This is a genomic window from Ruegeria sp. AF7, from assembly GCF_056541885.1.
The window spans coordinates 194,458-219,254 of sequence record NZ_JBQFYX010000001.1; the positions used below are offsets into that span (position 1 = coordinate 194,458).

General features: G+C 61.0%; 29 protein-coding genes and 2 pseudogenes. 21 read left to right on the forward strand and 10 right to left on the reverse strand.

Features of this window, described 5'->3' with window-relative positions; genetic code table 11:
- Positions 1 to 78: 78 nt before the first annotated feature.
- From ACR0AP_RS00980 to ACR0AP_RS01065, 18 genes and pseudogenes are all read left to right on the forward strand, one after another.
- Positions 79 to 945 carry a hypothetical protein gene (locus ACR0AP_RS00980; RefSeq protein WP_480504735.1) on the forward strand — a complete coding sequence of 289 codons (867 nt, stop codon included), beginning with the start codon at positions 79 to 81 and terminating at the stop codon, positions 943 to 945.
- Between the two features lie 103 nt (positions 946 to 1,048).
- Positions 1,049 to 2,212, forward strand: a complete 1,164-nt coding sequence (locus ACR0AP_RS00985; protein WP_267365008.1) for a phage portal protein — start codon at positions 1,049 to 1,051, stop codon at positions 2,210 to 2,212.
- The gene (locus ACR0AP_RS00990) at positions 2,205 to 2,423 is read left to right on the forward strand and encodes a GTA head formation protein, RCAP_rcc01685 family (RefSeq protein WP_267365006.1); all 219 of its coding nucleotides are present in this window, start codon (positions 2,205 to 2,207) and stop codon (positions 2,421 to 2,423) included. The genes ACR0AP_RS00985 and ACR0AP_RS00990 overlap by 8 nt, the downstream gene beginning before the upstream one ends.
- Positions 2,424 to 2,437: 14 nt before the next feature.
- The gene (locus ACR0AP_RS00995; protein WP_480504736.1) at positions 2,438 to 2,995 is read left to right on the forward strand and encodes an HK97 family phage prohead protease; all 558 of its coding nucleotides are present in this window, start codon (positions 2,438 to 2,440) and stop codon (positions 2,993 to 2,995) included.
- Between the two features lie 35 nt (positions 2,996 to 3,030).
- Positions 3,031 to 4,209 carry a phage major capsid protein gene (locus tag ACR0AP_RS01000; protein ID WP_480504738.1) on the forward strand — a complete coding sequence of 393 codons (1,179 nt, stop codon included), beginning with the start codon at positions 3,031 to 3,033 and terminating at the stop codon, positions 4,207 to 4,209.
- Positions 4,210 to 4,380: 171 nt separating this feature from the next.
- The gene (locus ACR0AP_RS01005; protein WP_480485292.1) at positions 4,381 to 4,980 is read left to right on the forward strand and encodes a head-tail connector protein; all 600 of its coding nucleotides are present in this window, start codon (positions 4,381 to 4,383) and stop codon (positions 4,978 to 4,980) included.
- Positions 4,977 to 5,315, forward strand: coding sequence for a phage head closure protein (locus ACR0AP_RS01010; RefSeq protein ID WP_480480407.1), 339 nt, complete (start codon positions 4,977 to 4,979; stop codon positions 5,313 to 5,315). The genes ACR0AP_RS01005 and ACR0AP_RS01010 overlap by 4 nt, the downstream gene beginning before the upstream one ends.
- Positions 5,312 to 5,725 carry a DUF3168 domain-containing protein gene (locus tag ACR0AP_RS01015; RefSeq protein WP_480504740.1) on the forward strand — a complete coding sequence of 138 codons (414 nt, stop codon included), beginning with the start codon at positions 5,312 to 5,314 and terminating at the stop codon, positions 5,723 to 5,725. The genes ACR0AP_RS01010 and ACR0AP_RS01015 overlap by 4 nt, the downstream gene beginning before the upstream one ends.
- Before the next feature lie 20 nt (positions 5,726 to 5,745).
- Positions 5,746 to 6,159: a phage major tail protein, TP901-1 family gene (locus tag ACR0AP_RS01020; protein ID WP_480504742.1), complete on the forward strand. Its 414-nt coding sequence runs from the start codon at positions 5,746 to 5,748 to the stop codon at positions 6,157 to 6,159.
- 4 nt (positions 6,160 to 6,163) lie between these two features.
- The gene (locus ACR0AP_RS01025) at positions 6,164 to 6,484 is read left to right on the forward strand and encodes a gene transfer agent family protein (RefSeq protein ID WP_267364992.1); all 321 of its coding nucleotides are present in this window, start codon (positions 6,164 to 6,166) and stop codon (positions 6,482 to 6,484) included.
- Positions 6,481 to 6,690 (forward strand): rcc01693 family protein, encoded by a 210-nt coding sequence (locus tag ACR0AP_RS01030; protein ID WP_267364990.1) that lies wholly within the window; start codon positions 6,481 to 6,483, stop codon positions 6,688 to 6,690. Before ACR0AP_RS01025 ends, ACR0AP_RS01030 begins: the two co-directional genes overlap by 4 nt.
- Positions 6,677 to 7,339, forward strand: coding sequence for a phage tail tape measure protein (locus ACR0AP_RS01035; RefSeq protein WP_480504745.1), 663 nt, complete (start codon positions 6,677 to 6,679; stop codon positions 7,337 to 7,339). Before ACR0AP_RS01030 ends, ACR0AP_RS01035 begins: the two co-directional genes overlap by 14 nt.
- A gap of 15 nt (positions 7,340 to 7,354) precedes the next feature.
- On the forward strand, positions 7,355 to 7,987 hold the full coding sequence (locus ACR0AP_RS01040) for a DUF2460 domain-containing protein (protein ID WP_267364987.1): 633 nt from the start codon (positions 7,355 to 7,357) through the stop codon (positions 7,985 to 7,987).
- Positions 7,987 to 8,874, forward strand: coding sequence for a DUF2163 domain-containing protein (locus tag ACR0AP_RS01045; protein ID WP_480504746.1), 888 nt, complete (start codon positions 7,987 to 7,989; stop codon positions 8,872 to 8,874). Before ACR0AP_RS01040 ends, ACR0AP_RS01045 begins: the two co-directional genes overlap by 1 nt.
- Complete coding sequence (locus ACR0AP_RS01050; protein WP_480504748.1) at positions 8,871 to 9,317, forward strand: C40 family peptidase; 447 nt, start codon at positions 8,871 to 8,873, stop codon at positions 9,315 to 9,317. Before ACR0AP_RS01045 ends, ACR0AP_RS01050 begins: the two co-directional genes overlap by 4 nt.
- A pseudogene (locus tag ACR0AP_RS01055) lies at positions 9,317 to 10,648 on the forward strand (baseplate multidomain protein megatron); the annotation flags it as partial. The gene ACR0AP_RS01050 and the pseudogene ACR0AP_RS01055, both read left to right, overlap by 1 nt.
- 162 nt (positions 10,649 to 10,810) lie before the next feature.
- A pseudogene (locus ACR0AP_RS01060) lies at positions 10,811 to 13,426 on the forward strand (baseplate multidomain protein megatron); the annotation flags it as partial.
- 8 nt (positions 13,427 to 13,434) lie between these two features.
- Positions 13,435 to 13,731: a DUF7742 family protein gene (locus ACR0AP_RS01065; protein ID WP_480504750.1), complete on the forward strand. Its 297-nt coding sequence runs from the start codon at positions 13,435 to 13,437 to the stop codon at positions 13,729 to 13,731.
- Here the strand turns inward: ACR0AP_RS01065 and ACR0AP_RS01070 are convergent.
- On the reverse strand, positions 13,712 to 14,050 hold the full coding sequence (locus ACR0AP_RS01070; RefSeq protein WP_480504752.1) for a TraR/DksA family transcriptional regulator: 339 nt from the start codon (positions 14,048 to 14,050) through the stop codon (positions 13,712 to 13,714). The two genes, ACR0AP_RS01065 and ACR0AP_RS01070, sit on opposite strands and share 20 nt — an antisense overlap.
- An 84-nt stretch (positions 14,051 to 14,134) precedes the next feature.
- Between ACR0AP_RS01070 and cysE the strand changes: the two genes are divergently transcribed.
- On the forward strand, positions 14,135 to 14,944 hold the full coding sequence (cysE, locus tag ACR0AP_RS01075) for a serine O-acetyltransferase (RefSeq protein WP_209503587.1): 810 nt from the start codon (positions 14,135 to 14,137) through the stop codon (positions 14,942 to 14,944).
- A 72-nt stretch (positions 14,945 to 15,016) separates the two neighbouring features.
- Here cysE and ACR0AP_RS01080 read toward each other — a convergent pair whose 3' ends face one another.
- From ACR0AP_RS01080 to ACR0AP_RS01105, 6 genes are all read right to left on the reverse strand, one after another.
- Complete coding sequence (locus tag ACR0AP_RS01080; RefSeq protein ID WP_480504754.1) at positions 15,017 to 16,318, reverse strand: pyruvate dehydrogenase complex dihydrolipoamide acetyltransferase; 1,302 nt, start codon at positions 16,316 to 16,318, stop codon at positions 15,017 to 15,019.
- A gap of 14 nt (positions 16,319 to 16,332) precedes the next feature.
- Positions 16,333 to 17,706: a pyruvate dehydrogenase complex E1 component subunit beta gene (locus ACR0AP_RS01085; RefSeq protein ID WP_480504756.1), complete on the reverse strand. Its 1,374-nt coding sequence runs from the start codon at positions 17,704 to 17,706 to the stop codon at positions 16,333 to 16,335.
- Positions 17,707 to 17,721: 15 nt separating this feature from the next.
- Positions 17,722 to 18,711 (reverse strand): pyruvate dehydrogenase (acetyl-transferring) E1 component subunit alpha, encoded by a 990-nt coding sequence (pdhA, locus tag ACR0AP_RS01090; protein ID WP_209503593.1) that lies wholly within the window; start codon positions 18,709 to 18,711, stop codon positions 17,722 to 17,724.
- A 159-nt stretch (positions 18,712 to 18,870) separates the two neighbouring features.
- Positions 18,871 to 19,170 (reverse strand): FtsB family cell division protein, encoded by a 300-nt coding sequence (locus tag ACR0AP_RS01095; RefSeq protein WP_209503595.1) that lies wholly within the window; start codon positions 19,168 to 19,170, stop codon positions 18,871 to 18,873.
- A 141-nt stretch (positions 19,171 to 19,311) separates the two neighbouring features.
- On the reverse strand, positions 19,312 to 19,656 hold the full coding sequence (locus ACR0AP_RS01100) for a lysozyme inhibitor LprI family protein (protein WP_209503597.1): 345 nt from the start codon (positions 19,654 to 19,656) through the stop codon (positions 19,312 to 19,314).
- 72 nt (positions 19,657 to 19,728) lie between these two features.
- Entirely contained in the window at positions 19,729 to 20,919 is a 1,191-nt protein-coding gene (locus ACR0AP_RS01105) for a phosphoglycerate kinase (RefSeq protein WP_480504758.1), read from the reverse strand.
- Between the two features lie 133 nt (positions 20,920 to 21,052).
- On the opposite strand from ACR0AP_RS01105, the gene ACR0AP_RS01110 reads away from it, so the two are divergent.
- Positions 21,053 to 21,559 (forward strand): peptidylprolyl isomerase, encoded by a 507-nt coding sequence (locus ACR0AP_RS01110; protein WP_209503601.1) that lies wholly within the window; start codon positions 21,053 to 21,055, stop codon positions 21,557 to 21,559.
- Positions 21,552 to 22,109, forward strand: a complete 558-nt coding sequence (locus ACR0AP_RS01115) for a peptidylprolyl isomerase (protein ID WP_480504760.1) — start codon at positions 21,552 to 21,554, stop codon at positions 22,107 to 22,109. Before ACR0AP_RS01110 ends, ACR0AP_RS01115 begins: the two co-directional genes overlap by 8 nt.
- A 41-nt stretch (positions 22,110 to 22,150) precedes the next feature.
- Here ACR0AP_RS01115 and ACR0AP_RS01120 read toward each other — a convergent pair whose 3' ends face one another.
- From ACR0AP_RS01120 to ACR0AP_RS01130, 3 genes are all read right to left on the reverse strand, one after another.
- On the reverse strand, positions 22,151 to 22,993 hold the full coding sequence (locus tag ACR0AP_RS01120; protein ID WP_480504762.1) for an alpha/beta fold hydrolase: 843 nt from the start codon (positions 22,991 to 22,993) through the stop codon (positions 22,151 to 22,153).
- A gap of 98 nt (positions 22,994 to 23,091) precedes the next feature.
- The gene (gene aqpZ / locus ACR0AP_RS01125) at positions 23,092 to 23,781 is read right to left on the reverse strand and encodes an aquaporin Z (protein ID WP_209503607.1); all 690 of its coding nucleotides are present in this window, start codon (positions 23,779 to 23,781) and stop codon (positions 23,092 to 23,094) included.
- Between the two features lie 102 nt (positions 23,782 to 23,883).
- The gene (locus ACR0AP_RS01130) at positions 23,884 to 24,705 is read right to left on the reverse strand and encodes a M90 family metallopeptidase (RefSeq protein ID WP_480504764.1); all 822 of its coding nucleotides are present in this window, start codon (positions 24,703 to 24,705) and stop codon (positions 23,884 to 23,886) included.
- Between the last annotated feature and the right edge of the window lie 92 nt (positions 24,706 to 24,797).

Sequence of the window (24,797 nt, forward strand, 5' to 3'; positions counted from 1 at the left end):
GGTATTTGTCATTTGTTTCCAATAAATTCGCCCACACTCTTTAGCTTGACCTTGGTCGCAGTCGCAATGTGTGCTGCTATGGCAGTTCGATTTAGGTCATTTTGGCGACTGCTCTTCACTGCGTTGCTCGCCGCGCTGCCATTGCTGTTTATCAGACAAATGCCTTCAGGCACGCAGTATGATGGGCTTGGCTATGTAATCGTTGTTGTAGCGTCGTTGCTTGCTGCCGGGGCTGGTGCCGGTTGGGGTGCAATTTTGCGTTTGCTCGGAGTGCCAGCAGTGGTTTCAGCAATTGTTGTTTGTGGATTAGCAGCACTGGTCGCAGGAAGTATGTTGTGGGGGCAGTACGTGCCAAACTCCTGCGACGGTAAACCTCTGCTGGTAAACGTTGCAGGTCAAAAACTAAGTATACCCTCGGAAATGCGCCCTCTCGTATGGCCCGAAGAGAAGCAAAAATACTGGGCCAACCCAGAGAGAAAAAGAGAGCACTCCTACCTGTGTGGGATCAGCGAGAATGCTTCTCGAGTAATTTCTGTGAATGAGATCAAGATCAACCCTGTAGCCGTACACAAATCCTTGTCTGCTGTTTGTATGGCGTCTGATCCGCCGTCTTGGTGCAGCAATTACTCTAACCACTTCATGCCGTTGTTGGTGGAGTTCAGTGTTTCTTCCCCGGCAGACCCTGGGAAACCTGCATACTACTGGAATTGGGACTCACCTGATGTTTTTAGGCAAGGTGACGTGCGGGAGGGTTTTAGTTGTCTTTGGGATGCTGAAACAAAATTAGTGAGGGAATGTTCGATTTGGCAACCTTTCGGAACAGGTTTTCGATTGACGGTCGAAACTACAAATCGTCCTGGTGATTTCGAAAGTCTGTCCATTGACGAAGTGCGTGAAGGTATGATTGCAGCACGTAGTTCACTTCTTTCCTCAATTCAGAACTGACCCGTTGCCCCCCCCCCGTACGCCCCATTCCCAAGGCTTAAACGTCTTTCCGTCATAACTCCTTTCAACAAGCCGGGCAGAGCGGCGGCAGAAAGGAGCACAGATGGTATTCGATTTCTTGCGTCGTGGATCGGCCGGCAGCGCGCCCGAGGCGAAGGCGAGCGCGACGGGGCCTGTGGTGGCGTGGCAGACTGGCGGGCGCGTGGCGTGGAGCCCGCGGGACACGGTGTCTCTGACGCGGACGGGATTTTCGGGCAATCCGGTGGGGTTTCGGTCGGTCAAGCTGATTGCTGAATCGGCGGCGGCTCTGCCCTTGATATTGCAGGGTCAGGGGCAGCGTTTCGATGCGCATCCGATCCTGGCCCTGTTGCGACGCCCGAATGCGGCGCAGGGGCGGGCAGAGATGCTGGAGGCCCTGTTCGGGCAGCTGCTGCTGTCGGGCAATGCTTATGTCGAGGCGGTGCAGGCTGAGGACGGGCTGCCGGTTGAGCTGCACGTTCTGCGCTCGGACCGGATGAGCGTGGTGCCGGGGGCGGATGGGTGGCCCAAGGCCTATGATTACAGCGTCGGCGGCAAGACGCACCGGTTCGCGGCCGAGGCCATCTGTCATATCAAGACGTTCCACCCGCAGGATGATCATTATGGGTTCTCACCGATGCAAGCGGCGGCGACGGCGATTGATGTGCACAACAGCGCCTCGCGGTGGTCGAAATCGCTGCTGGACAATGCCGCGCGGCCCTCGGGGGCGCTGGTGTGGAAAGGCGGTGATGGGCACGGAATGATGGCCGAGGAGCAGTTCCGCCGCCTGTCCGACGAGATCGAGCAGAACTATCGCGGGGCGCGCAATGCTGGCCGTCCAATGGTTCTGGAGGGGGGGCTGGATTGGAAGCCGATGGGCTTTTCCCCCTCAGACATGGAGTTTCAGAAGACCAAGGAAGCCGCCGCCCGCGAGATCGCGCTGGCCTTTGGGGTCCCGCCGATGCTGCTGGGGATACAGGGCGACGCGACCTATTCGAACTATCAGGAGGCCAACCGGGCGTTTTACCGCCTGACCGTGCTGCCCCTGGTGACGCGGGTGGCGGCGGCGGTGTCGGAGTGGCTGACGGGCTTTACCGGTGAGGATCTGATCCTGAAACCCGATCTGGATCAGGTAACGGCCCTGTCCGCCGAGCGGGATGCGCAATGGGCGCGGGTCAACCGGGCGGAATTCCTGAGCGATGTAGAAAAACGCAGGTTGCTGGGGTTGCCGGAGCGTGCCGATGGCTGAGGGGTATCCGCCGTTCGAATGCGCGCCGGGGCTACGTCTGGCCGCGCATGAGCGGGTGGCCGAGATCCAGCACGCGCATCTGTGCAGGCGGCTGGATCAGATCGAAGAGATGATGGAGCGGCTGGAGAAACGGCTGTGGCTGACGGTCTATGGTGTGGCCGCAGTGATCCTGGCGCAGGCGTTTCAGTCATTCCTAGTGGTAACGCCATAAGTTCAGTGGGTTACATGGAGAAGTTCATGGATTTGGAGCATAAGTTCGCAGGGTTCGGTGACATCCTGTCAGTGACCGAGGATGCGGTGATCGAAGGCTATGCCAGCCTGTTCGGGCAAGTTGATCAGGGCAGTGACATGGTGCAGCGCGGGGCCTATAGCGCCTCGCTTGAGGGGCTCGCCAAGGCGGGTCAGCGGGTCAAGATGCTGTGGCAGCACGACCCGGCGCAACCCATAGGTGTCTGGGACGAAGTGCGCGAGGACGATAAGGGCCTGTGGGTCAAGGGTCGCCTGCTGGAAAGCACCCAGAAAGGCCGGGAAGCGGCCGAGCTGATCCGGGCGGGTGCGATGGATGGCCTGTCGATCGGCTACCGCACCAAACGGGCCGTGAAGAATGACAAGGGCCAGCGGGTCCTGACCGAACTGGAGCTGTGGGAGGTGTCGCTGGTGACATTCCCGATGCTGCCCAGTGCGCGGGTGGCGGCAAAGGGGAGCGACCCCGACGCCGAGAACACCTGGCGCAGTATTGCCGAGGTGTTCAACAACGCCCGGCAGGAGCTGGCGCGGACCTAGCGCGCCTCAAACCCACCCAAAAACAGGACATGCTGATGAGCAAGACCGAGACCCCGGCCTTGACCGGAGAGGGTGCGCCCCTGGTTCAGGAGGTGAAGCAGGCGATGGCTGGCTTCGTGAATGAATTCAAGGGCCTGAAGGCTGAAGTTAAAACCAAATTGCAACAGACAGAAGAGCGACTGACCATGCTGGATCGTAAATCAACTATCGCGGCGCGCCCGCATCTTGCGGCCTCGACCCTGGACGGAGCCCCGCACCAGAAGGCGTTCGACGCCTATGTACGCTCGGGCGAGGATGATGGGCTGCGCGGGCTGGAGATGGAGAGCAAATCGCTGTCCACAGCCGTCAACAGCGATGGCGGGTATCTGGTCGATCCGCAGACTGCCGAGACGATCAAGTCGGTTCTGAACGCAACTGCGTCGATCCGTTCGATTGCGTCGGTGGTGAATGTCGAGGCGAATTCGTTCGATGTGCTGATCGACCATACCGATGTCGGTGCCGGCTGGGCAGATGAGAATTCGGCCACTTCCGAAACCGGAACCCCGTCGATCGATCGCATCTCGATCCCGCTGCACGAGTTGAGCGCGCTGCCCAAAGCCTCGCAGCGCTTGCTGGATGACAGCGCGTTCGATGTCGAGGGCTGGCTGGCCGGTCGGATTGCCGACAAGTTCGCCCGTGCCGAGGCGGCGGCCTTTATCACGGGTGACGGTGTGGACAAACCCAAGGGTCTGATGATCCACCGTGCGGTTTCCGATGACACATGGTCCTGGGGTAGCCTGGGGTATGTTGCCACCGGCATCGATGGCGGCGTCGATGCGGATGCGATTGTCGATGTGGTTTATGCGCTGGGCGCGCAATACCGGGTCAATGGCACATTCGTCATGAACTCGAAAACGGCGGGTGTGATCCGCAAGCTGAAAGACAGCGATGGCCGTTTCCTGTGGTCGGACGGTCTGGCCGCCGGTGAGCCCGCGCGCCTGATGGGCTATCCGGTACTGATTGCCGAGGACATGCCGGACGCGGCCTCGGACAGCTTCTCGATCGCGTTTGGCGACTTCAAATCCGGTTACACCATCGCCGAGCGCCCCGATCTGCGCGTGCTGCGCGACCCGTTCAGCGCCAAGCCGCATGTCCTGTTTTATGCGACCAAGCGTGTGGGCGGCGATGTGAGCGACTTTGCAGCCATCAAGCTGGTGAAATTCGGCATCGCCTAAGCGGTGGCGAATCCGGGGGGCCATCGGCCCCTCGGGCGGCGGGCGCGGGCCGGGGTGAGATCCCCCGCGTTGTCTAGCTGCTCCCCTCCGTCCGAGCAACGTGGGGCGGCGCGTGCCCGTCATTTTCCTGACTGAGGCCCCCGGTGGGGTCCGAGATTGCGGAGTGAATGGATGATGTTGATCGAAGAAACCGCCATCGCGGATGCGGCGCTGCCGGTGGATCAGTTCAAGGCGCATCTGCGGCTGGGCAGGGGCTTTGCCGAGGATGATGTTCAGAACGAGGTGCTGAAGGGGTTCCTGCGGGCGGCCATGGCCGCGATTGAGGCGCGCACCGGCAAGGTTCTGATCGAGCGCGACTTTTCATGGAGCCTGAGCGGTTGGCGCGATCCGTTGGGCGAGGTTTTACCGGTTGCTCCGGTGACATCGGTGCTGGCCATGACGCTGACCGATGCTGCAGGTTCTGAAACCGTTGCGGATGCGGCGGTGTATCGGCTGGAACGCGATGGCCAGCGCCCGCGGGTGCGGCCGGTCGGGTCGGCCCTGCCTGCGATTGCAACGGGGGGTGCGGTGAAGATCTCCTTCACGGCCGGGATGGCCACGGATTGGGCCGGTTTGCCCGCCGATCTGGGCCAGGCGGTTCTGCTGCTGGCGGCGCATTATTACGAATACCGGGACGAGACCGCGCTGGGCGCGGGGTGTATGCCGTTTGGGGTTACCAGCCTGATCCAGCGCTATCGGATGGTGCGCTTTGGTGCGGGGGTGGTGCAATGAATACGCCGCGTCTGAACCGCAAGCTGGTCCTTGAGGCCCCGATGCGCAGCGCTGACGGGGCCGGAGGATATACCGAGGCATGGGCCGCGCTGGGAACGCTGTGGGCCGAGGTCACGGCGCGCAGTGGTGCGGAACGGCAGATCGCTGGCGTTTCCGTCTCGCGCGTGGGGTATCGCATCGTGGTGCGGGGCGCGCCCGAGGGATCGACCATGCGCCCGGCGCCGGATCAGCGGTTTCGCGAAGGCAATCGCCGTTTCGTCATCCGCGCCGTGGCTGAGCGCGACGCGCGCGGCCAGTACCTGACCTGTTTCGCGGATGAAGAGGTGGCGGCATGAGTTATGGCGTATCAGCCGCCCTGCAGGCGGCGGTGTTTCAGCACCTGACCGGGGATGCGGATGTCAGCGGCCAGTCCGGTGGCGCGATCTATGACGCGGTGCCCGCGGGAACGGTTCCGCAGACCTATGTGACATTGGGCCCGGAAGAGGTCCGCGACGCTTCGGACCGGTCGGGCGCGGGTGCGATCCACCGCTTTACGGTTTCGGTGGTGTCCGAAGCCGCCGGGTTTGGCGCGGCAAAGACGCTGGCCGGGGCGGTGTGTGACGCGCTGGACAATGCGCCGCTGGTTCTGAGCCGCGGGCATCTGGTCGGGCTGTGGTTCGAGCGCGCCTCGGCCCGGAGAACCGGGACAGGCGGCAGCATCCGCCAGATCGACCTGAGATTCCGCGCCCGCGTGGAAGACGACTAAGCAATCAACGGAGAGAGCACATGGCTGCCCAGAACGGAAAAGACCTTTTGGTCAAAGTGGATATGAACGGCACGGGCCTGTTCCAGACCATTGCGGGCCTGCGGGCAACGCGGATCAGTTTCAACGCCGAAAGCGTGGATGTCACCAGCCTGGAAAGCCAGGGGGGCTGGCGCGAGCTGTTGTCGGGGGCGGGGGTTAAATCGGCCTCGATCTCGGGCTCGGGCGTGTTCAAGGATGCAGGTACGGACGAACGTGCGCGGCAGCTGTTCTTTGACGGCGAGACCCCGGCGTTTCAGGTGATCATCCCCGATTTCGGCATTGTCGAGGGGGCGTTTCAGGTGACGGGCCTCGAATATGCAGGCTCGCACAACGGTGAGGCGACCTATGAGATGAGCATGGCAAGCGCCGGTGCGCTGAGCTTTACGGCGCTGTAATCGCATGGCCAATCCGTGGACGGGCGAGGTGGCACTGACCATCGATGGAGAGCGGCGGGTGCTCAAGCTGACGCTGGGCGCTTTGGCGGAACTGGAGCAGGAGCTGAACACCGGATCCCTGGTCGAGCTGGTGCAGCGGTTCGAGGGTGGCGCGTATTCCAGCAGTGACGTGCTGGCGCTGATCGTTGCCGGGTTGCGGGGCGGGGGCCGGGATACCAGCCGCGCCGACCTGCTTCATGCCGAAATCGAGGGCGGCCCGATGGCTGCGGCCAAAGCGGCGGCCGAACTGCTGGCCCGCGCCTTCATGGTGCCGGAAACGACATGAGCGGGTTTGACTGGCCCGCCCTGATGCGGGCCGGGTTTCTGGGGCTGCGGCTGACGCCGGATCAGTTCTGGCGTCTGACTCCGGCAGAACTGCGGCTGATGCTGGGGCAGGGCGCCGGGATGTCCGCGATGAACCGGGCAGGCCTTGACGCGCTGCTGGCCGCCTTCCCGGACAAGCAACAAGGAGAGCGTGATGACGGATCGTGACGGGTTTGACGACTTGCAGGAACGGGGCGCGGCGCTGGGCGATGCCCTGGGTGATGCTGCGACGATGGCCGCGGCGTTTGACAGCCAGATGAAGCGGATCAGCGCCGCATTCGAGGAAACCGGCAAGGATGTCGCCACGTTGGAGCGGGGCATGTCCAGCGGTTTGCGCAAGGCCTTTGATGGTGTGGTTCTGGACGGGATGAGCCTGTCGGGCGCGCTGGATGTGCTGAAGAACTCGTTGATCCAAACGGCTTATGCGGCCGCAATCAAGCCGGTGACGGATCATTTTGGCGGATTGCTGGCAAACTCGGTCGGCGGGTTGGTGCAGGGTCTTCTGCCCTTTGCCGATGGTGGCAGTTTCAGCCAGGGCCGGGTGATGCCCTTTGCCAATGGCGGCGTGGTCAGCAGCCCGACGATGTTTCCGATGCGGGGCGGCACCGGGCTGATGGGCGAGGCTGGCCCCGAGGCGATCATGCCGCTGGCGCGCGGCACGGACGGCAAGCTGGGCGTGCGCACGCAGGGCGGCGGGCATTCGGTGAATGTGGTGATGAACATCACGACCCCGGATGTGCAGGGGTTCCGCCGCTCGCAGGGGCAGATTGCAGCACAGATGAGCCGTGCGTTGGGGCGCGGCAATCGCAACAGGTAAATCAGGGAGCAGGTGATGACTTTCCACGAGGTGAGATTTCCCGCCAGCCTGAGCTTTGGCTCGGTCGGGGGGCCCGAGCGGCGCACGGATATTGTGACGCTGGCCAACGGGTTCGAAGAGCGAAACACGCCCTGGGCCCATTCCCGGCGCAGATATGACGCGGGGCTGGGGATGCGCTCGCTGGACGATATCGAGACGCTGATCTCGTTCTTCGAGGCGCGGCAGGGCCAGATGTACGGGTTTCGCTGGAAGGACTGGTCGGATTTCAAATCCGGCAAGGCCACATTGGATGTCGATGTCGGAGATCAGGTTATCGCACGCGGCGACGGTGTGCGAACCGAGTTTCAGCTGATCAAGACCTATAGCTCGGGCGGGGTCAGCTATGCCCGCCCTATCGTCAAGCCGGTGCTTGGGACGGTGCGTCTGGGGCTGGATCAGGATGAGATCCGGGAGGGCGTGGAATTCGAGGTTGATCTGGCAACAGGCCGGATCACCTTTGCCGACCCGCCACCGGAAGAGGTGGATATCACCGCCGGGTTCGAATTCGATGTGCCGGTGCGGTTTGACACCGACAAGATCCACACCAGCGTCGCCAGTTTTCAGGCCGGAGAGGCGCCGAACGTTCCCGTGGTCGAGGTGCGTGTCTGATGGCTGTGGATGAACAGGGCCTGCACGCGCATCTGCAAAGCGGAATGACCACCGTGTGCCGGTGTTGGGCGATCAGACGCCGGGATGGTCAGGAATACGGGTTCACCGATCACGATCTGGAGCTTGGCTTTGACGGATTGACGTTCAGGGCCAGCACCGGATTGACGGCGGCGGCCATCGAGCAGGCCACCGGCCTGTCCATTGACAACACCGAAGCCATGGGCGCGCTGTCGGATGCGGCCATTCGCGAAGAGGATATAGAGGCGGGGCGGTTCGACGGGGCCGAAGTGCGCGCGTGGCTGGTCAACTGGGCCGACCCGGATCAGCGTATCCTTCAGTTCCGGGGCTCGATCGGGGAATTGCGGCGCGCAGGCGGCGCATTCCACGCGGAGCTGCGTGGCCTGACCGATTTGCTGAACCGCCCATTGGGGCGCGTGTATCAGAAGCCTTGTACTGCCGTATTGGGGGACCGGACCTGTCGGTTCGGCATGGATACGCCCGGCTATTGGATTGAGGGCGCCGTCACCGGTTTCGATGGCGGAACCGTTCTGCTTGTGGCAGGCGGGGGAACCATCGATGACGGGTGGTTCGAGCGCGGCAGGGTCGACGTAGTGTCGGGAGCGGCGAAGGGGCTTTGGTCATCAATCAAGCATGACCGGCAGGTGGCGGAAGGGCGGCAGATCACGCTCTGGTCCGGTTTCGGGGAAAGCCTGGTGCCGCGTGACATGGTCAGGCTGCGGGCGGGGTGCGACAAACGCATGGAGACCTGCCGCCTGAAGTTCAACAACCTGCTGAACTTTCAGGGCTTTCCAGATCTTCCGGGCGAAGATTGGGTGATGGCCGTTCCCAAACAGAGCAAAGCCAACAGCGGAGGGAGCCTGAGGTGACGATACACAGGCAGGATATTGTCGCGGAAGCGCGCAGCTGGTTGGGGACGCCTTATGTGCATCAGGCCTCGACCAAGGGGGCGGGCACGGATTGTCTGGGCCTGCTGCGCGGCGTCTGGCGCGCCGTGATCGGGCAGGAGCCCGAGGCGGTTCCGGTCTACAGTCTGGACTGGTCCGAGCCGCAGGGCGAGGAACGCATGTGGGCGGCGGCGCGGCGGCATCTGGTCGAAAAGCCGCCCACCGATTTTGCGGTCGCAGATGTTCTGCTGTTCCGGATGCGCGATGGCAGCGTGGCCAAACATCTTGGCATCGTCAGCGTCGCAGGCCCGGAACCAAGGTTCATTCACGCCTATTCCGGCCATGGCGTCGTCGAGAACGCGCTGAGCGGCCCATGGCGCCGCAGGGTCGTTTCCTGTTTCGAATTCCCGTTGGAGGTGCTCTGATGGCTACTATTCTTCTTTCCGCAGCCGGGGCGGCGCTGGGCGGATCAATTGGCGGAACGGTCGCGGGCCTGTCCACCGCGATCATTGGCCGGGCCATTGGCGCGACGGTCGGGCGGGTCATCGACCAGAGGTTCTTCAGCCAGTCCGTCATGGGCAGTGGCAGCGAAGTCATCGAAACAGGCCGCATGGACCGGTTCAGGCTGACGGAAACCGGCGAGGGCGCGCCGGTGACTACGGTCTTTGGGCGTATGCGCGTGGGCGGTCAGGTCATCTGGGCCTCGGACTTTCTGGAGACCGAGACCCGTGAAACGCAGGGCGGCGGAGGCGGGGGCAAAGGCAAACCCAAGACCCCCGAAGTGACCACCGTCAGCTACAGCTATTCGATTTCGCTGGCCATTGCCGTTGGTGCAGGCGAGATTGCCGATGTCGGGCGCATCTGGGCAGACGGGGAAGAACAGGACCGATCCGGGCTGAACATGCGCATCTATCACGGCACGCAGGATCAGTTGCCCGATCCCCTGATCGAAGCAATCGAAGGGACGGGCACGGTGCCGGCCTATCGCGGTACAGCCTATGTCGTGATCGAGGATTTCCAGCTTGCGAGTTTTGGCAACCGGGTGCCGCAGTTCTCGTTCGAGGTGGTGCGCCCCGCGCAGCGCGACATGCCGGATTACCCAAGCGCCCTGCCGCAGATCGTGCGGGGCGTGGCGATGATTCCGGGTACGGGCGAGTATGCGCTGGCCCGTTCGCAGGTGAATTATACCCAATCCGGGACAAGCTGGGCGGCCAATGTGCATTCCGCGTCGGGTGTATCGGATCTTGTGAGCTCGACCCGTGCGCTGGAGACCGAGCTGCCAAATTGCGACGCGGCCTCGTTGGTGGTGTCGTGGTTCGGTGACGATCTGAGATGCGGCACATGCACGATCCGGCCCAAGGTCGAACAGAGTGGTACGGACAGCCGCAACATGCCATGGATCGTGTCGGATCAGGTCCGCAGCACGGCGGGCCAGGTCGCGCGGCAGGACGGCCGCCCGGTCTATGGTGGAACACCCGCAGACCCGGCGGTGGTCGAGGCGATCCGACACCTCAACCAGTCGGGAAAGCGGGTCATGTTCTATCCGTTCATCCTGATGGAGCAATTGCAGGGAAACGGGCTGCCTGATCCCTGGTCGGAGGCCACAAGTCAGCCCCACCTGCCTTGGCGGGGACGGATCACGCTGGATGTGGCGCCGGGGCGCGCAGGGTCTGCTGATCAGACCGCGGCGGCGGACGCGCAGGTGGCCGCGTTCTTTGGGACGGCAAGTGCTGCGGATTTTACGATCAACGAAGGATTTGACGCCCCGGTGGACACGGGCGGCGGCAGCGGCACCAGCGGCTCGGGCCCGGTGCTTGGCGGGCGGCCGGATGATCGCGGGCCTGGCGATTTGCAATGGGTAAACGGTGGCGGCACGTTTGGCGGCTTGCTTGGCAATGGTCCGGTTCCGGCCACGAAAATCGTCAAATACTCTGGCCCGCAGGAATGGGGCCTGCGCCGGTTCATTCTGCACTATGCCATGTTGTGCAAGGCGGCTGGTGGGGTGTCGTCCTTCTGTATCTCGTCCGAGATGCGTGGCCTGACCCAGATACGCGGAGCCTCGGGCTTTCCCGCCGTTGCGCAACTGCGTGCGCTGGCGGCAGAGGTGCGCCAGATTCTGGGGCCAGAGACCAAGATCGGCTATGCGGCGGATTGGAGCGAGTATTTCGGATATCAGCCGGATGGAAGCGGGGACAGGTATTTTCATCTCGACCCGCTATGGGCGGATGATAACATCGATTTCATTGGCATCGACAATTACATGCCGTTGTCCGACTGGCGTGATGGTGAAAATCACGTGGACGCCGAGGCAGGTGCGCCGTCAGTCTATGACCTTGGGTATCTGCGCGGCAATATCGAAGGGGGCGAGGGGTATGACTGGTATTATGCCTCGCCGGAAGAGGCCGAGGCACAGATCAGAACGCCCATCGAAGATCAGGAGCATGATGAGCCATGGGTCTGGCGCTACAAGGACCTGCGCGGCTGGTGGTCAAATCTGCATCACGAGCGGATCGGCGGTGTTCGTCAGCCCAATCCGACCGACTGGGTGCCCGGATCAAAGCCGATCTGGTTTACCGAGTTGGGATGTGCGGCAATCGACAAGGGCACGAACCAGCCAAACAAGTTTCTGGACCCGAAATCGTCTGAATCGCTGTTGCCTGCATATTCAAACGGACTGCGTGACGATTTCATTCAGGTTCAGTACCTGGCGGCGACCCTTGGATATTGGAGCGACCCGAACGTCAACCCGGTGTCGCAAGTCTATGGCGGACCAATGCTGGACCTGGCGAATGCCTATGTCTGGGCGTGGGATACCCGCCCGTTTCCGACCTTCCCAAATCTGCGAAGCCAGTGGGATGATGGGGCAAACTATGACCGGGGGCATTGGCTGAACGGCCGGTCCGGCTCGCGCACGCTGGCCTCGGTCGTGACTGAAATTTGCCACGCGGCAGGGGTGACAAATATCGATGTTACCGGGCTTTACGGCGTGGTTCGAGGATATGTCATCGAAGATGTGACAAATGCGCGGTCGGCTTTGCAGCCGCTGATGCTGCGCTATGGGTTCGACGCGATCGAACGGAACGGCATCTTGCGCTTTCAGATGCGCGATGGCTATGGCGCGATTGCCCTGAACCCTGATCATCTGGCGATCAGCGGCGATCTGGATGGCACGGTTGAGCACCGGCGAGAAGCCGAGGCCGAGATGACGGGTCGCGTGCGCCTGCGCTTTGTCCAGTCGGATGCGGATCACGATCTGGTTGCGGAAGAGGCGGTTCTGCCCGAGGACAGCACGCATTCGGTCTCGGTCAATGAGATGCCGTTATCCATGACACGCACCGAAGGCCGACAAACGGCTGAGCGCTGGTTGAGCGAGGCCCGTGTTTCCCGCGATACGGTGCGGTTTGCCTTGCCGCCATCGCTGCTGCATCTGGGCGCAGGTGATCTGGTGCGGTTGTCAGAGACCGAAAACAGCCCCCTTTACCGGATTGACCGTCTGGAATCTGCCGATCTGCAATTGGTCGAAGCGGTCCGGGTTGAACAGGGTGTATATAAGGGATCGCAACTGCACGACGACCCGGCGGTTGTCAGACCCTATGCCGCGCCCGTTCCCGTGTTGCCGGTGTTTCTGGACCTGCCGCTGATCACCGGGGCAGAGGTCCCGCATGCACCTTATCTTGCGGTGACCGCTGATCCCTGGCCGGGGGCCGCGACGGTTTATTCCTCCTCAACCGATGAGGGGTACAGCCTGAGTGATGTGATCCCCGGTCAGGCCATTGTGGGCGTGACCGAAACACCGCTGAGGCGCGCCAGTATCGGCGTCTGGGACGAAGGCGCGGCCGTGAAGGTGCGGCTGTTGGCCGGTCAGTTGGAATCGCGTCCGCGTGGCGCGGTTCTGAACGGTGTCAATCTGGCGGCCATCGGCGACGGAACACCCGGCAACTGGGAGGTTTTCCAGTTCTCGGATGCCACGCTTGACTCCCCCGGCGTTTACGCCCTGTCCGGGCGGTTGAGGGGCCAGTTGGGGTCGGATGCCCTGATGCCGGATGTCTGGCCGGACGGGTCCATATTCGTGTTGCTGAACGATCAGGTGCAGCAGATCAACCTGTTGCGTAACGAGCGGGGATTGGCCAAGCATTATCGCATCGGCCCGGCGACCCGTGGTTACGACGATCCGGCTTACCAGCACCTGATCGCCTCATTCGACGGCAATGGTTTGCGCCCGTATTCCCCGGTTCACCTTCAGGTGCGATCCGACGCAACCGGCGATCACCTGACCTGGGTGCGGCGCGCCCGGTTGGATGGGGATGACTGGTCAGGGCTGGAGGTTCCGCTGGGCGAGGAAAGCGAATCCTATCTTGTGCGTGTTTTTGCGGGGGGAACCGTTGTCCGTGAAGAGATGACATCCCTGCCGGGGTGGTCCTATTCGGCGGCGATGAAGGCGACAGATGGTCTGACCGGGTCATATGAGGTCGGGATTGCGCAGGTGTCGGCCATTTACGGCCCCGGTGCGATGGCGCGTCTGGTTGTCGGGTAAGCGGTCTGATGCGACCGCTATTGCACGGTGATGTAAGTGCCGCGGCGCGCGCCTTGTTGGCGGCGCCGCCGCCTGACCGGACCCGCTTATGCGTCCGGATGATCCATGAGGCGGAACTGGCCGACATACACCGGGCGCGCACGGGTCGGCTGCATCCGGTTTACGGCAATGGCTCGCTGATGGCGGTTGCGCGCAACAGGGTGCTGGCCGATGAGCCGGGGTTTGACGATTTGCAATATTGTCAGTGTTTTTCGCTGGTTCTGCACCATCTTGCCGAGTTTCTGATCACCCGGTCGCGCAGCTGACGCATTTGCTGGCAGCCAGATCCAGAGACAATCGCCCATCGGGAATACGGTCGCCGCAATCCTCGCAATACCCGTATTCCCCCTCGTCCAGCCGCATAAGCGCGGCCTGAAGGCGGCGGGTTTCGACATTGCGATTCACCTGTTGCGCCTTTGCCATCGCCTGGTTTTGCAACGCATCCATGCGGCTGAGGCGACCAACCGCCTGCTGATCCAGTTCAACAACGGCCAGAGCCTGCTGGCCTGATGCGGACAATTGATCCAGTTCGGCCAGACGCTCGCGAATTCGTGTTTCAAAATATGTGCGCTCGGACTCATTCATTTTCGTTGTATCGCGGATCACGGGTTTGCGTTTGGCCTTTTTGCCACTAAATGGCATTCTAGGCGCAGCAAAGGATCAAAAGCTATGTTTGAAAAACGCAGCCCTGTGACACCGGTCGATCCGGTCTGGGACCGTATCACATCCGAGGCCCAAGCAGCCGTCGAGACAGAACCGCTTATGGGCGGGCTTGTGCACGCCTGTATCCTGCATCACCGCAGCCTTGAGCGTGCGCTGTCCTATCGGATCGCGGCCAAGCTGTGTTCGAACGAAATGTCGATGATGGTGCTGCGCGAGATCGTGGACGAGGCCTATGCAAACGATCCCGGTTTGCTGGAAGCCGCCCGCGCCGACCTGATGGCGGTTTACGAGCGTGATCCGGCCTGCCATCGGTTGTTGCAGCCGATCCTGTATTTCAAGGGCTATCAGGCCATGCAGGCCTATCGCGTCGCGCATTGGCTGTGGCGCAAGGGGCGCTTTGATCTGGCCTATTTCTTCCAGATGCGATCGTCGGAGATTTTCGGCATCGATATTCACCCGGCCGCAAGGATCGGCAAGGGGATCATGATCGACCACGCCCATTCCATCGTCATCGGTGAAACCGCCGTGGTCGGAGACAACGTGTCGATGTTGCATTCGGTGACGCTGGGCGGAACCGGCAAGGAAGAGGAAGACCGCCATCCCAAGATCGGAGACGGTGTTCTGATCGGGGCCGGGGCAAAGGTTCTGGGTAACATCAAGGTCGGCCATTGCAGCCGTATCGCTGCCGGTTCGGTGGTGTTGCAGGACGTTCCGCCGTGCAAGACCGTTGCCGGTATCCCGGCCAAGATCGTGGGCGAGGCCGGATGCGATCAGCCGTCAATCTCGATGGACCACATGCTGGGCAAAGATCAGTAGGTCGATTTGAACTAACAAAAAGGGCCGCCTCGAATATCGAGGCGGCCTTTTTTTTCGCGAGGTCGGTATGGCTTACGCCAGCATGACCATCGGGTTTTCCAGATTGTCGACAATGGCCTTGAGCAGCTCGGCCCCCAGCGCGCCGTCGATGACCCGGTGATCAACGGACATGGTGACAGACATCACCGTTGCCACGGTCAGCTCGCCATCATCCCCGACAACCGGTTTCTTGACGCCGGTGCCGACGGCCAGAATACCGGCATGGGGCGGGTTCACGATGGCGTCGAAATTGTCGATGCCGAACATGCCCAGGTTCGAGATGGCAAAGGTGCCGCCCTGATATTCATGCGGAGCCAGCTTGCGCTCGCGTGCGCGGGCGGCAAGGTCTTTCATCTCGGTGGAAAGGGCTGACAAGGATTTCATGTCAGCGTCTTGCAGGACCGGCGTGAACAACCCGCCTTCGATTGCGACGGCAACAGCCACATCTGACGGTTTCAGTTGCAGCACCCGGTCACCTGCCCAGACGGCGTTGCAGGCCGGAACCTGTTGCAGCGCGTTGGCGACGGCCTTGATGATGAAGTCATTGACGCTGAGCTTGACGCCGCGACCTTCCAACTGCTTGTTCAACTGACCACGGAATTTCAGCAGCGCATCAAGCTTGATATCGCGGCGCAGGTAGAAATGCGGAATGGTCTGTTTGGCCTCGCCCAGGCGTGCAGCAATGGTTTTACGCATACCGTCGAGCTTGATTTCCTCGTACGGGCGGCCTTGGTACATCCGCGCGACCATATCCGCCGATGGACCAGACGGAGCTGTTGGGGCAGCTGCGGGCGCGGCGGCGGCGGGAGCAGTGGCAGGAGCCGCTGCCGGCGCGGTGGCAGTTGCGCCTTCGACATCGACCTTGACGATGCGACCATGCGGGCCGGAACCGGAAATCTGTGTCAGGTCGAGACCTTTTTGCGCAGCAATCCGGCGGGCCAGAGGCGAGGCAAAAATCCGACCGCCATCTGCCTTGGCCGGAGCGGCCGGGGCAGGGGCGCGCGCCTCGGGTGCCACTGGCGCGGCAGCCTCGTTGCCCGCGACGGCTGCGGGGGCAGCCGCCGGAGCCGTGCCGATGTCATCGGCGCTTTCGCCGTCTTCCAGCAGAACCGCGATGGCGGTGTTGACCTTGACCCCTTCGGTGCCCTCGGGGATCAGGATCTTGCCGATGGTGCCTTCGTCAACGGCCTCGAACTCCATCGTGGCCTTGTCGGTTTCGATCTCGGCCAGCAGGTCACCGGAGGAGACGGTGTCGCCTTCCTTGACCAGCCATTTGGCGAGCGTGCCTTCCTCCATCGTCGGGGACAGGGCGGGCATCAGAATTTCTGTAGGCATCTGTCTGTCGCTCCTTACCGGTAGGTCACTTGTTTGACGGCGGCGATCACCTCATCGGTGGTGGTCAGGGCCAGCTTTTCGAGATTGGCGGCATAGGGCATCGGAACGTCCTTGCCGGTGCAGTTGATGACCGGTGCGTCGAGGTAATCAAACGCCTCCTGCATCACGACCGAACTGATGTAGCTGCCGACGGACCCCTGCGGCCAGCCTTCTTCCACTGTCACCAGACGGTTGGTCTTCATCACCGAGTTGATGATGGCGCCAGTGTCCATCGGGCGGATGGTGCGCAGGTCGATCACTTCGGCGCTGATGCCGTCTTCGGCCAGCTTGTCGGCAGCTTCCAGCGCGTATTGCATGCCGATGCCAAAGCTGACGATGGTCACGTCCGAGCCCTCGCGCCAGATGCGGGCCTTGCCCAGCGGAATGGTCAGGTCATCCACCTGCGGCACTTCGAAAGAGCGGCCGTAGAGGATTTCGTTTTCCAGGAACACAACCGGGTTGGGATCGCGGATGGCCGATTTCAGCAGACCTTTGGCATCAGCGGCTGAATAGGGCATGACGACCTTCAGACCGGGGATCTGCATGTACCACGCGGCATAGTCCTGGCTGTGCTGTGCGGCCACGCGGGCCGCGGCCCCGTTGGGCCCCCGGAACACGATGGGGCAACCCATCTGACCACCGGACATATAGAGCGTTTTGGCCGCAGAGTTGATGATCTGGTCAATCGCCTGCATGGCGAAGTTGAAGGTCATGAATTCGACAATCGGTTTCAGACCGCCAAAGGCCGAACCCACCGCGATACCGGCAAACCCGTGTTCGGTGATCGGGGTGTCGATCACGCGTTTGGAGCCAAATTCATCCAGCAGACCCTGCGATATCTTATAGGCCCCCTGATATTCAGCGACTTCCTCGCCCATCAGATAGACGTTTTCATCACCGCGCATTTCCTCGGCCATTGCATCGCGCAATGCTTCGCGCACGGTTTCGGACTTCATCTCGGCATCCGCGGGCCAGTCGGGTGACAGGTCCACCGCTGGAGCAGCGGGGGCCGCTGCGGCAGGAGCCGGGGCCGGGGCTGCTGTGGGGGCGGCCTCGGGCGCCGCTGCGGCTGCAGGGGCTGCTGCGGGCAGGGCAGAGGCGTCTTCGCCTTCTTCGACCAGCACTGCGATAGGGGTGTTCACCTTGACCCCTTCGGTGCCTTCCGCGATCAGGATCTTGCCAACGATGCCTTCATCGACGGCTTCGAACTCCATCGTTGCCTTGTCGGTTTCAATCTCGGCCATGATGTCGCCCGAAGATACGGTATCGCCTTCCTTGACCAGCCATTTGGCCAGCGTGCCCTCTTCCATCGTGGGGGAAAGGGCGGGCATGAGAATTTCGGTTGCCATGTCTTATTCGTCCTCTCAGGCGTAAATGTCAGTCCAGAGCTCTTCGACCGAAGGCTCGGGGCTTTCTTTCGAGAATTCGGCGGCCTGATTGACGATCTCCTTGATTTCCTTGTCGATCGCTTTCAGGTCATCCTCGGTCGCGTGCTTGCCGGTCAGCAGCAACTCGCGCACATGTTCGATCGGGTCGCTTTGTTCGCGGACCTTCTGAACCTCTTCGCGGGTCCGGTACTTGGCCGGGTCGGACATCGAGTGGCCGCGATAGCGGTAGGTCTTGATTTCCAGGATATAGGGGCCTTTGCCCGCGCGGCAGTGCGCGACAGCCTTTTCGCCTGCTTCCTTGACCGCCAGCACATCCATGCCATTGACGATCTCGCCCGGAATGCCGAAGGCTTCGCCGCGATGGAAGATGTCCTTGGTCGAGGTCGAACGGGACTGAGCGGTGCCCATGGCGTATTGGTTGTTCTCGATCACGAAAATCACCGGCAAACCCCAGATGGCCGCCATGTTGAAGGTCTCATACACCTGACCCTGGTTCGCGGCACCGTCCCCGAAATAGGTGAAGGTCACGCGGCCGTTTTCCTTGTACTTGTCGGCAAAAGCCAGCCCCGCGCCCAGCGGAACCTGCGCGCCGACGATACCGTGCCCGCCGTAGAAGTGCTTTTCTTTCGAAAACATGTGCATCGAGCCGCCCTTGCCTTTGGACAGGCCACCGATGCGCCCGGTCAGTTCGGCCATCACGCCGCCCGGATCCATGCCACAGGCCAGCATGTGACCGTGGTCGCGATACGAGGTGATGCGCTTGTCGCCTTCCTCTGCTGCGGCCTCAAGCCCGACAACAACGGCCTCTTGTCCGATATAAAGGTGGCAGAACCCGCCGATCAGGCCCATACCATAAAGCTGACCGGCCTTTTCCTCGAATCGGCGGATCAGCAGCATCTCGCGGTAGTATGTCTGGAGTTCTTCCGCAGAAACATTTGGTTTCTTTGTGGTTTTTCGCGCAGCCATCGTGGCGATCTCCCCCTTTCGGACAGATAGTTTAGCGTTAAACTATCTCATAAAGCATTTGGGGCTTTCTGGCGAGGGTAAATGTGACGCAGCGTTCGCCACGGCGCATCCCGGCCGAAACGCCGGGCCTGAGTTGCCTTTTCTGAATAGGGTACTTGATCAGCGGATCACGATTTCGTCCGACCGGATCATGCCCAGAACCGAGCGCGCCTGCTGGTCCAGCAGGTCCAGATCCAGATAGGTGTCGGACAGACGCCGTGTCAGGTTTTCCATCTCGGCGATTTCGACATTCAGTTTTTCCAGACTGCGTGACAGAGCGTCCCGTTCCGCCGCAATTTCGACCCGCCGGAACAGGCCGTAATCCCCTTGAACAGCGGCAAAGGTGAAATACACACCCAGCATGAAAGCCACCGAGAAGAAGAGAACTGCACCCAAACCGGGCCGATGGGAACGGGACACTCTGTTTACCGCCGTATGAAAACTTGCCTCAATAACGGGCTCTTTCCGAGCCTCTGATCGCACTATGTCACAGGCGATTCGGGTTGTGAATCCCCTGATTCGGTTTTTTCATCAGTATTTCGTGTGCGTCCCGGTTAAAGCTCAGCGCCAGGACTGAAGCTGCTGATTTCTTGCGACCGTCTGCTCTTTCATACAGGTCCAGTAGAACATGGGCGCAGCGCTGCCGCCGCCGGATAGTTCCTTGTCGCAGGTGGCGTCCCGCGCCTTTAGCCACGCACGTTGTTCCGCCAGAAGGGCATCGCCGTTGCCACGTGCATCAGCGACCGGCTTGATCTGTTTCCACAACCGGTTGAGGTCGCGGTCAACGGCTTCCCATTGTTCCTTGGCACAGAAATTTGCATCAAGCTGTGTCTGGCCACCGCAACTGGATTGTGCTGTTGCAGGCCACGGCATTGCGAGAAGGATGAGCAGGTATAATGACCTCATGGTATAATCCCCCATTCAAATAGGGGATAATACCATGAACCCTGACAAGCGGCCAAATGCGGTCAGCGTCACTTATTGTTCCAGCGCAGCGACACCGGGCAGGGTTTTGCCTTCCATCCATTCAAGGAACGCACCGCCTGCGGTCGAGATATAGGTGAAATCCTTGGCCGCCCCCGACGCGTTCAGCGCCGCAACCGTGTCACCGCCACCTGCGACCGAAATCAGCTGACCCGACCGGCTGAGGGCCGCGGCTTTCAGGGCCGCGGCATTGGTGGCCGCGTCGAACGGCTCCAGTTCGAACGCGCCCAGCGGGCCGTTCCAGATCAGGGTCTGGCTTTTGTCGAAAATCGCGGTAATCGCGGCGACGCTTTCAGGGCCCGCGTCCAGGATCATGCCATCCTCGGGGCATTGATCGGTGGGCAGAACCTTGTGGGGTGCGTTGGCCTCGAATTTCTCGGCCACTACAACGTCACGCGGCAGGACGATCTGGCAGCCCGAGCTTTCGGCCTTGGCCAGAATTTCGGCGGCGGTGTCCTTCATTGCGGTTTCAGCCAGTGATTTGCCAACGCTGATACCTTGGGCGACAAGGAATGTGTTTGCCATACCGCCACCGATCACCAGATAATCGACCTTGTCGATCAGGTTGCCCAGCAGTTCCAGCTTGGTCGAGACCTTGGCGCCGCCGACAACCGCCGTTACCGGTCGCTTGGGCGCACCCAGCGCGCTTTCCAGCGCCTGCAACTCGGCCTGCATCAGGCGGCCCGCACAGGCGGGCAGCAGACGGGCGATGGCCTCGGTCGAGCTGTGGGCGCGGTGCGCGGCTGAAAACGCATCGTTGCAATAAATATCCCCCAGCTTGGCCATGCCAGCGGCCAGACCGGCGTCGTTCTTGGTTTCGGCCGCGTGAAAGCGCGTGTTTTCCAGCAGCAGGACCTGGCCGGGCTGCAAGGCACCAGCGGCCAGTTCCGCCTCGGCCCCGACGCAATCGGCGGCAAACAGAACCTTGGCACCAAAAGCGCTTTCCAAAGTCGGGACCAGTTGTTTCAGTGACAGGCTTTCACGCCGTTCGCCACCGGGACGGCCAAAATGGGCCAGAAGGATCGGTTTGCCGCCAGCGGCCAGAATATCGCGCACCGAGGGGACGATCCTTTGGATACGGGTGGCGTCGGTCACAACACCGTCAACCACGGGCACGTTGATATCCACACGCACCAGCACGCGTTTGCCGTTCAGGTCCATATCGTCCAGTGTTTTCCAGCCCATTGTGCGATCCTTGTCGTTGGCAACCGATTTAGGCGGTTCTTTTCCTGCATTTTGCCCTCAGGTCAATGCGTCACTTGGCATTCGCACGCGTGCGTCATAGGTATTTGCGCAAGATAAACGACAGGAGGGCCTCATGGCCGAGATCAAAGACCCCGAAAACACAATCATCATCGAGCTGAAAGGCGGCAATGTCGTCATCGAGCTGCTGCCGGATGTAGCGCCGTTGCACAGTGCGCGGATGAAGGAACTGGCCCGTGGCGGTGAATATGACAACGTGGCGTTTCACCGTGTGATCGACGGTTTCATGGCACAAACCGGCGACGTGCAGCATGGTGATATGGAAGACGGGTTCAACCTGCGCATGGCGGGCACCGGCGGTTCGTCACTGCCGAATGTTCCGGCAGAATTTTCCAAGCTGCCCCATGATCGCGGCACGCTGGGCGCGGCGCGCTCGCAGAACCCGGATTCGGCCAATTCGCAGTTCTTCATCAACTTCAAGGACAATCACTTCCTGAACGGTCAGTACACGGTCTATGGCCGGGTCATCGACGGGATGGAGCACGTCGATGCGATTGTACGCGGCGAGCCGCCTGCAAGCCCGGACCGCATGATCAGCGTCAAGGTGGCCGCAGATGCATAAACTGGCTGCGGCTTTTGCCCTGCTGGCAAGCCCGGCGCTGGCCAGCGGTTTGCAGATCGAGGTCGAAGGGGAAGGGGCCAATGGCACAATCTCGATCGACCTGTTCGAAGATGTGGCACCCCAGCATGTGGAACAGATCACCGCTCTGGCTGCTGACGGTCAGTATGACGGCGTCGTGTTTCATCGCGTAATCGATGGCTTCATGGCGCAAACCGGCGACGTGCAATACGGCAACTCGGGCGCGGACGGCTTCGACATGCGCTATGCCGGGCGCGGCGGGTCGGATCGCGCGGATCTGCCGGCCGAGTTCTCGGACGTGAGTTTTGACAGGGGTGTTGTCGGCATGGCCCGGTCCAGCGATCCGGATTCGGCCAATTCGCAGTTCTTCATCATGTTCGCCCCCGGCCCGTTTCTGGACGGCCAGTATACCGTGGTTGGTCAGGTGACCGACGGTATGGATGTGGTCGACGCGATCAAGCGGGGCGAAGGTCAGAATGGTGCGATCATCGGTGCACCGGATATGATGAAAAAAGTCACCGTTACCGAATAAGATGATTTAGCCCGGCTCAAGCGCCGGGCTTTTTCTTTGGCCTATTGGTCGATGAAATCACGGATGGCACGGGTATAGCCACCGGGATCCTGAAAAGATGCGAAGTGGCTGACATCTTCCAGAACAAGCAATTTGGCTTCGGGGATCGCGTCAGCAATTGCTTGCGAATGCGCCATCAGAATGGCCTCGTCATGTGCGCCTTGAACCACGAGTGTCGGGACGGTGATCGATGACAGCGCCCCGAGCCCACCGGGTTTTTCGGTGCCCCACATGGCGGCAACCCCACCAAGAAATGCCTCAAACCCGTCAGGAGTGGGGGACATGGCCGCATAATCTTGGGCCATCATGCCCACGTAAGTGCCAAACACCTCGTTGGTTTCCACCGAAGGATCGATCCCGTCCAGCGTGACATTGCCTGCATGGGCAAAGTGACTGGCCAGCCGATCCGGGTTGGTGGTCGAGATTGAATACCCGATATTTGCCCCATCGGACCAGCCGACCAGATGCACCTGATCGACACCCAGATGATCCAGCAGCGCCAGATAATCCTGCGACAACAACGCGTAGGAATAGGGGCTGCCATCGTTGGTGGACCGTCCGTGCCCGCGCGTATCCGCCACGATTACCCTGTGGTCCTGGGACAGGTCGGCAACCTGCGCGGCCCAGACATCGCCATGGGCAAGCCCACCGTGGATCATCAGAACCGGGGTGCCGCCCGCATCGCCATACGTGGCGTAATACATGTCGATGCCGTTGATCTCTGCCGTGCCCGCTTCGGTGGCGGCGGGCATCTGGGGGGCTTGCGGGATGCTCAGCCATTTGTCTTCGGCCCAGCCTGCCGTCGCGGCGCAGCTTAGAAAAAATGCTGTGGTTAATGTCTTCATTGTATCCTCCCGTTGAACCAAAGGCCGTAACCAAGCCAGGTTAAGCGGAAGGATACCGTGTTTTTCAATAAACGGGATAATTACCTTTCCCGCGCGGATCAGTCATCCGAGGACATTGCTTTCCAGATCAAGGCACCGATTGCGCCGCCAATCAGGGGGGCTACCCAGAACAGCCAGAGCTGAGCCAGTGCAGGGCCGTCGGCAAACAGGGCAACGCCGGTTGAGCGCGCCGGGTTGACGGAGGTATTCGTCACCGGGATTGAGATCAGGTGGATCAGGGTCAGCGCCAGACCGATGGCAATCGGAGCGAACCCTGCGGGTGCCTTGTCCGACGTCGCGCCCAGAATGATCAGAATGAAGAAAGCGGTCATCACGATTTCGATGATCAAAGCCGACATCAACGAATATCCCTGTGGTGAGGCCTCACCATACCCGTTTGACGCGAACCCACCGACACCAGCGAAATCGGGTGCCCCGCTGACGATCAGGTACAGAACCACTGCGGCGGCAATTGCGCCAATGACCTGTGCAACCCAATAAGGCAGAAGGTCTTTGGCCGGAAACCGTCCTCCAATCATCAGGCCCAAACTGACCGCCGGGTTGAAATGCCCGCCCGAGATTGGGCCCACCGTGTAAGCCATCGTCAAAACGGTAAGGCCAAAGGCAAAGGAAACACCAAGCCAACCGATGCCGACATCTGCCACACCTGCCGCCAGAACGGCACTGCCGCACCCCCCCAGAACCAACCAGAACGTGCCGAAGAACTCGGCAAGTAGTTTCGATGACATAGAAAATCCTCCGCCCAATAATGAGGTTAACCGTAATTCAAGAATTAGCTTATGTTAAATTGTTGCGAACGGGGAAATTTTTACGACGCTTCCTCAATCGGGTCAGAACTGACCCCTGTGCCATAGAGCGGGATCAAGATGAAAAAGCTTTGACAGCTGTTCATAGATTGCCGGGTCAGAGGATTTCAGTTCCTTCGGCCGTTCAAAGAACACTTCGACTGAAACGGCAAAGAATTCTTCGTGCCCTTCCGCGCCGTAGGGATCGATCACTGTAGGTTTTCCGTTTTCCACGGCATGAACATGTGCCTTGTAACCGTTCAGAAAGGCGGTTTCCCACTCGCCAAAGCTTTGGCCATTGCTGAGCACGGGAACACCATTGGTTGCGCCCGAGAGGTCATCAAGCTGGTGCGCGAACTCGTGAAAGACGACGTTCCGGCCATCGTGATCATTCAGGGCACCGCGCTGGCTGTGGGCCCAGGACAGGATCACGGGGCCGCGGTTCCAGCTTTCCCCGCTGCGGATGATTTCCTGTTCGGTGACGACATAGCCACTGTGACGGCGCTGTTTTGATTTGAAGGCACCGGGGTAAACCAGAATGGTCGTCAGGTTGTCGTACCACTGGTCCGTATTCACCACGAGCAGACAGGCTTGCGCGGCAATCGACACCTGCATGTCTTCGGTGACGTCCAGCCCGTCGCAGCCGACGAAATCGACCTGATCAAGGAACAGGTTGATCTTTCCTTCCAGCGCCCCGCGCAAGTCTTTGGGCAGTTTCCGGATTATCGGCACCTGAGCGCTCACAATATCGCGCTGGTGCTGGGACAGCGACGTGGCCAGCAAGGTCAGGCGGGATTGTCTTTTAGACCAGAAGTGAAAGGCCGCAGCGCCAGCGATCAGCGCGACAACCGTCAGAAAAAGCAACATGGATCGACTGTAGCGCGATCAGAAAGGGACGAAAACGGGAATCCCGACCCCAAACGGTCACGCAAAAGAAAAGACGCCACGGGTTGCCCCAC

Excerpts from the sequence above, each read along its gene's own strand:
- ACR0AP_RS01105 (WP_480504758.1), bottom strand. The coding sequence starts at position 20,919 with ATGGGCTGGAAAACACTGGACGATATGGACCTGAACGGCAAACGCGTG.
- ACR0AP_RS01030 (WP_267364990.1), top strand. The coding sequence starts at position 6,481 with ATGAGCGGGTTTGACTGGCCCGCCCTGATGCGGGCCGGGTTTCTGGGG.
- ACR0AP_RS00980 (WP_480504735.1), top strand. The coding sequence starts at position 79 with ATGGCAGTTCGATTTAGGTCATTTTGGCGACTGCTCTTCACTGCGTTG.
- ACR0AP_RS01040 (WP_267364987.1), top strand. The coding sequence starts at position 7,355 with ATGACTTTCCACGAGGTGAGATTTCCCGCCAGCCTGAGCTTTGGCTCG.
- ACR0AP_RS01120 (WP_480504762.1), bottom strand. The coding sequence starts at position 22,993 with ATGAAGACATTAACCACAGCATTTTTTCTAAGCTGCGCCGCGACGGCA.
- ACR0AP_RS01035 (WP_480504745.1), top strand. The coding sequence starts at position 6,677 with ATGACGGATCGTGACGGGTTTGACGACTTGCAGGAACGGGGCGCGGCG.
- aqpZ (WP_209503607.1), bottom strand. The coding sequence starts at position 23,781 with ATGTCATCGAAACTACTTGCCGAGTTCTTCGGCACGTTCTGGTTGGTT.
- ACR0AP_RS00995 (WP_480504736.1), top strand. The coding sequence starts at position 2,438 with ATGGAGAAGTTCATGGATTTGGAGCATAAGTTCGCAGGGTTCGGTGAC.
- ACR0AP_RS01085 (WP_480504756.1), bottom strand. The coding sequence starts at position 17,706 with ATGGCAACCGAAATTCTCATGCCCGCCCTTTCCCCCACGATGGAAGAG.
- ACR0AP_RS01045 (WP_480504746.1), top strand. The coding sequence starts at position 7,987 with ATGGCTGTGGATGAACAGGGCCTGCACGCGCATCTGCAAAGCGGAATG.
- ACR0AP_RS01005 (WP_480485292.1), top strand. The coding sequence starts at position 4,381 with ATGATGTTGATCGAAGAAACCGCCATCGCGGATGCGGCGCTGCCGGTG.
- pdhA (WP_209503593.1), bottom strand. The coding sequence starts at position 18,711 with ATGGCTGCGCGAAAAACCACAAAGAAACCAAATGTTTCTGCGGAAGAA.
- ACR0AP_RS01065 (WP_480504750.1), top strand. The coding sequence starts at position 13,435 with ATGCGACCGCTATTGCACGGTGATGTAAGTGCCGCGGCGCGCGCCTTG.
- ACR0AP_RS01080 (WP_480504754.1), bottom strand. The coding sequence starts at position 16,318 with ATGCCTACAGAAATTCTGATGCCCGCCCTGTCCCCGACGATGGAGGAA.
- ACR0AP_RS00990 (WP_267365006.1), top strand. The coding sequence starts at position 2,205 with ATGGCTGAGGGGTATCCGCCGTTCGAATGCGCGCCGGGGCTACGTCTG.
- ACR0AP_RS01100 (WP_209503597.1), bottom strand. The coding sequence starts at position 19,656 with ATGAGGTCATTATACCTGCTCATCCTTCTCGCAATGCCGTGGCCTGCA.
- ACR0AP_RS01015 (WP_480504740.1), top strand. The coding sequence starts at position 5,312 with ATGAGTTATGGCGTATCAGCCGCCCTGCAGGCGGCGGTGTTTCAGCAC.
- ACR0AP_RS01070 (WP_480504752.1), bottom strand. The coding sequence starts at position 14,050 with ATGAATGAGTCCGAGCGCACATATTTTGAAACACGAATTCGCGAGCGT.
- ACR0AP_RS00985 (WP_267365008.1), top strand. The coding sequence starts at position 1,049 with ATGGTATTCGATTTCTTGCGTCGTGGATCGGCCGGCAGCGCGCCCGAG.
- ACR0AP_RS01025 (WP_267364992.1), top strand. The coding sequence starts at position 6,164 with ATGGCCAATCCGTGGACGGGCGAGGTGGCACTGACCATCGATGGAGAG.
- ACR0AP_RS01110 (WP_209503601.1), top strand. The coding sequence starts at position 21,053 with ATGGCCGAGATCAAAGACCCCGAAAACACAATCATCATCGAGCTGAAA.
- ACR0AP_RS01115 (WP_480504760.1), top strand. The coding sequence starts at position 21,552 with ATGCATAAACTGGCTGCGGCTTTTGCCCTGCTGGCAAGCCCGGCGCTG.
- ACR0AP_RS01020 (WP_480504742.1), top strand. The coding sequence starts at position 5,746 with ATGGCTGCCCAGAACGGAAAAGACCTTTTGGTCAAAGTGGATATGAAC.
- ACR0AP_RS01010 (WP_480480407.1), top strand. The coding sequence starts at position 4,977 with ATGAATACGCCGCGTCTGAACCGCAAGCTGGTCCTTGAGGCCCCGATG.
- cysE (WP_209503587.1), top strand. The coding sequence starts at position 14,135 with ATGTTTGAAAAACGCAGCCCTGTGACACCGGTCGATCCGGTCTGGGAC.
- ACR0AP_RS01000 (WP_480504738.1), top strand. The coding sequence starts at position 3,031 with ATGAGCAAGACCGAGACCCCGGCCTTGACCGGAGAGGGTGCGCCCCTG.
- ACR0AP_RS01130 (WP_480504764.1), bottom strand. The coding sequence starts at position 24,705 with ATGTTGCTTTTTCTGACGGTTGTCGCGCTGATCGCTGGCGCTGCGGCC.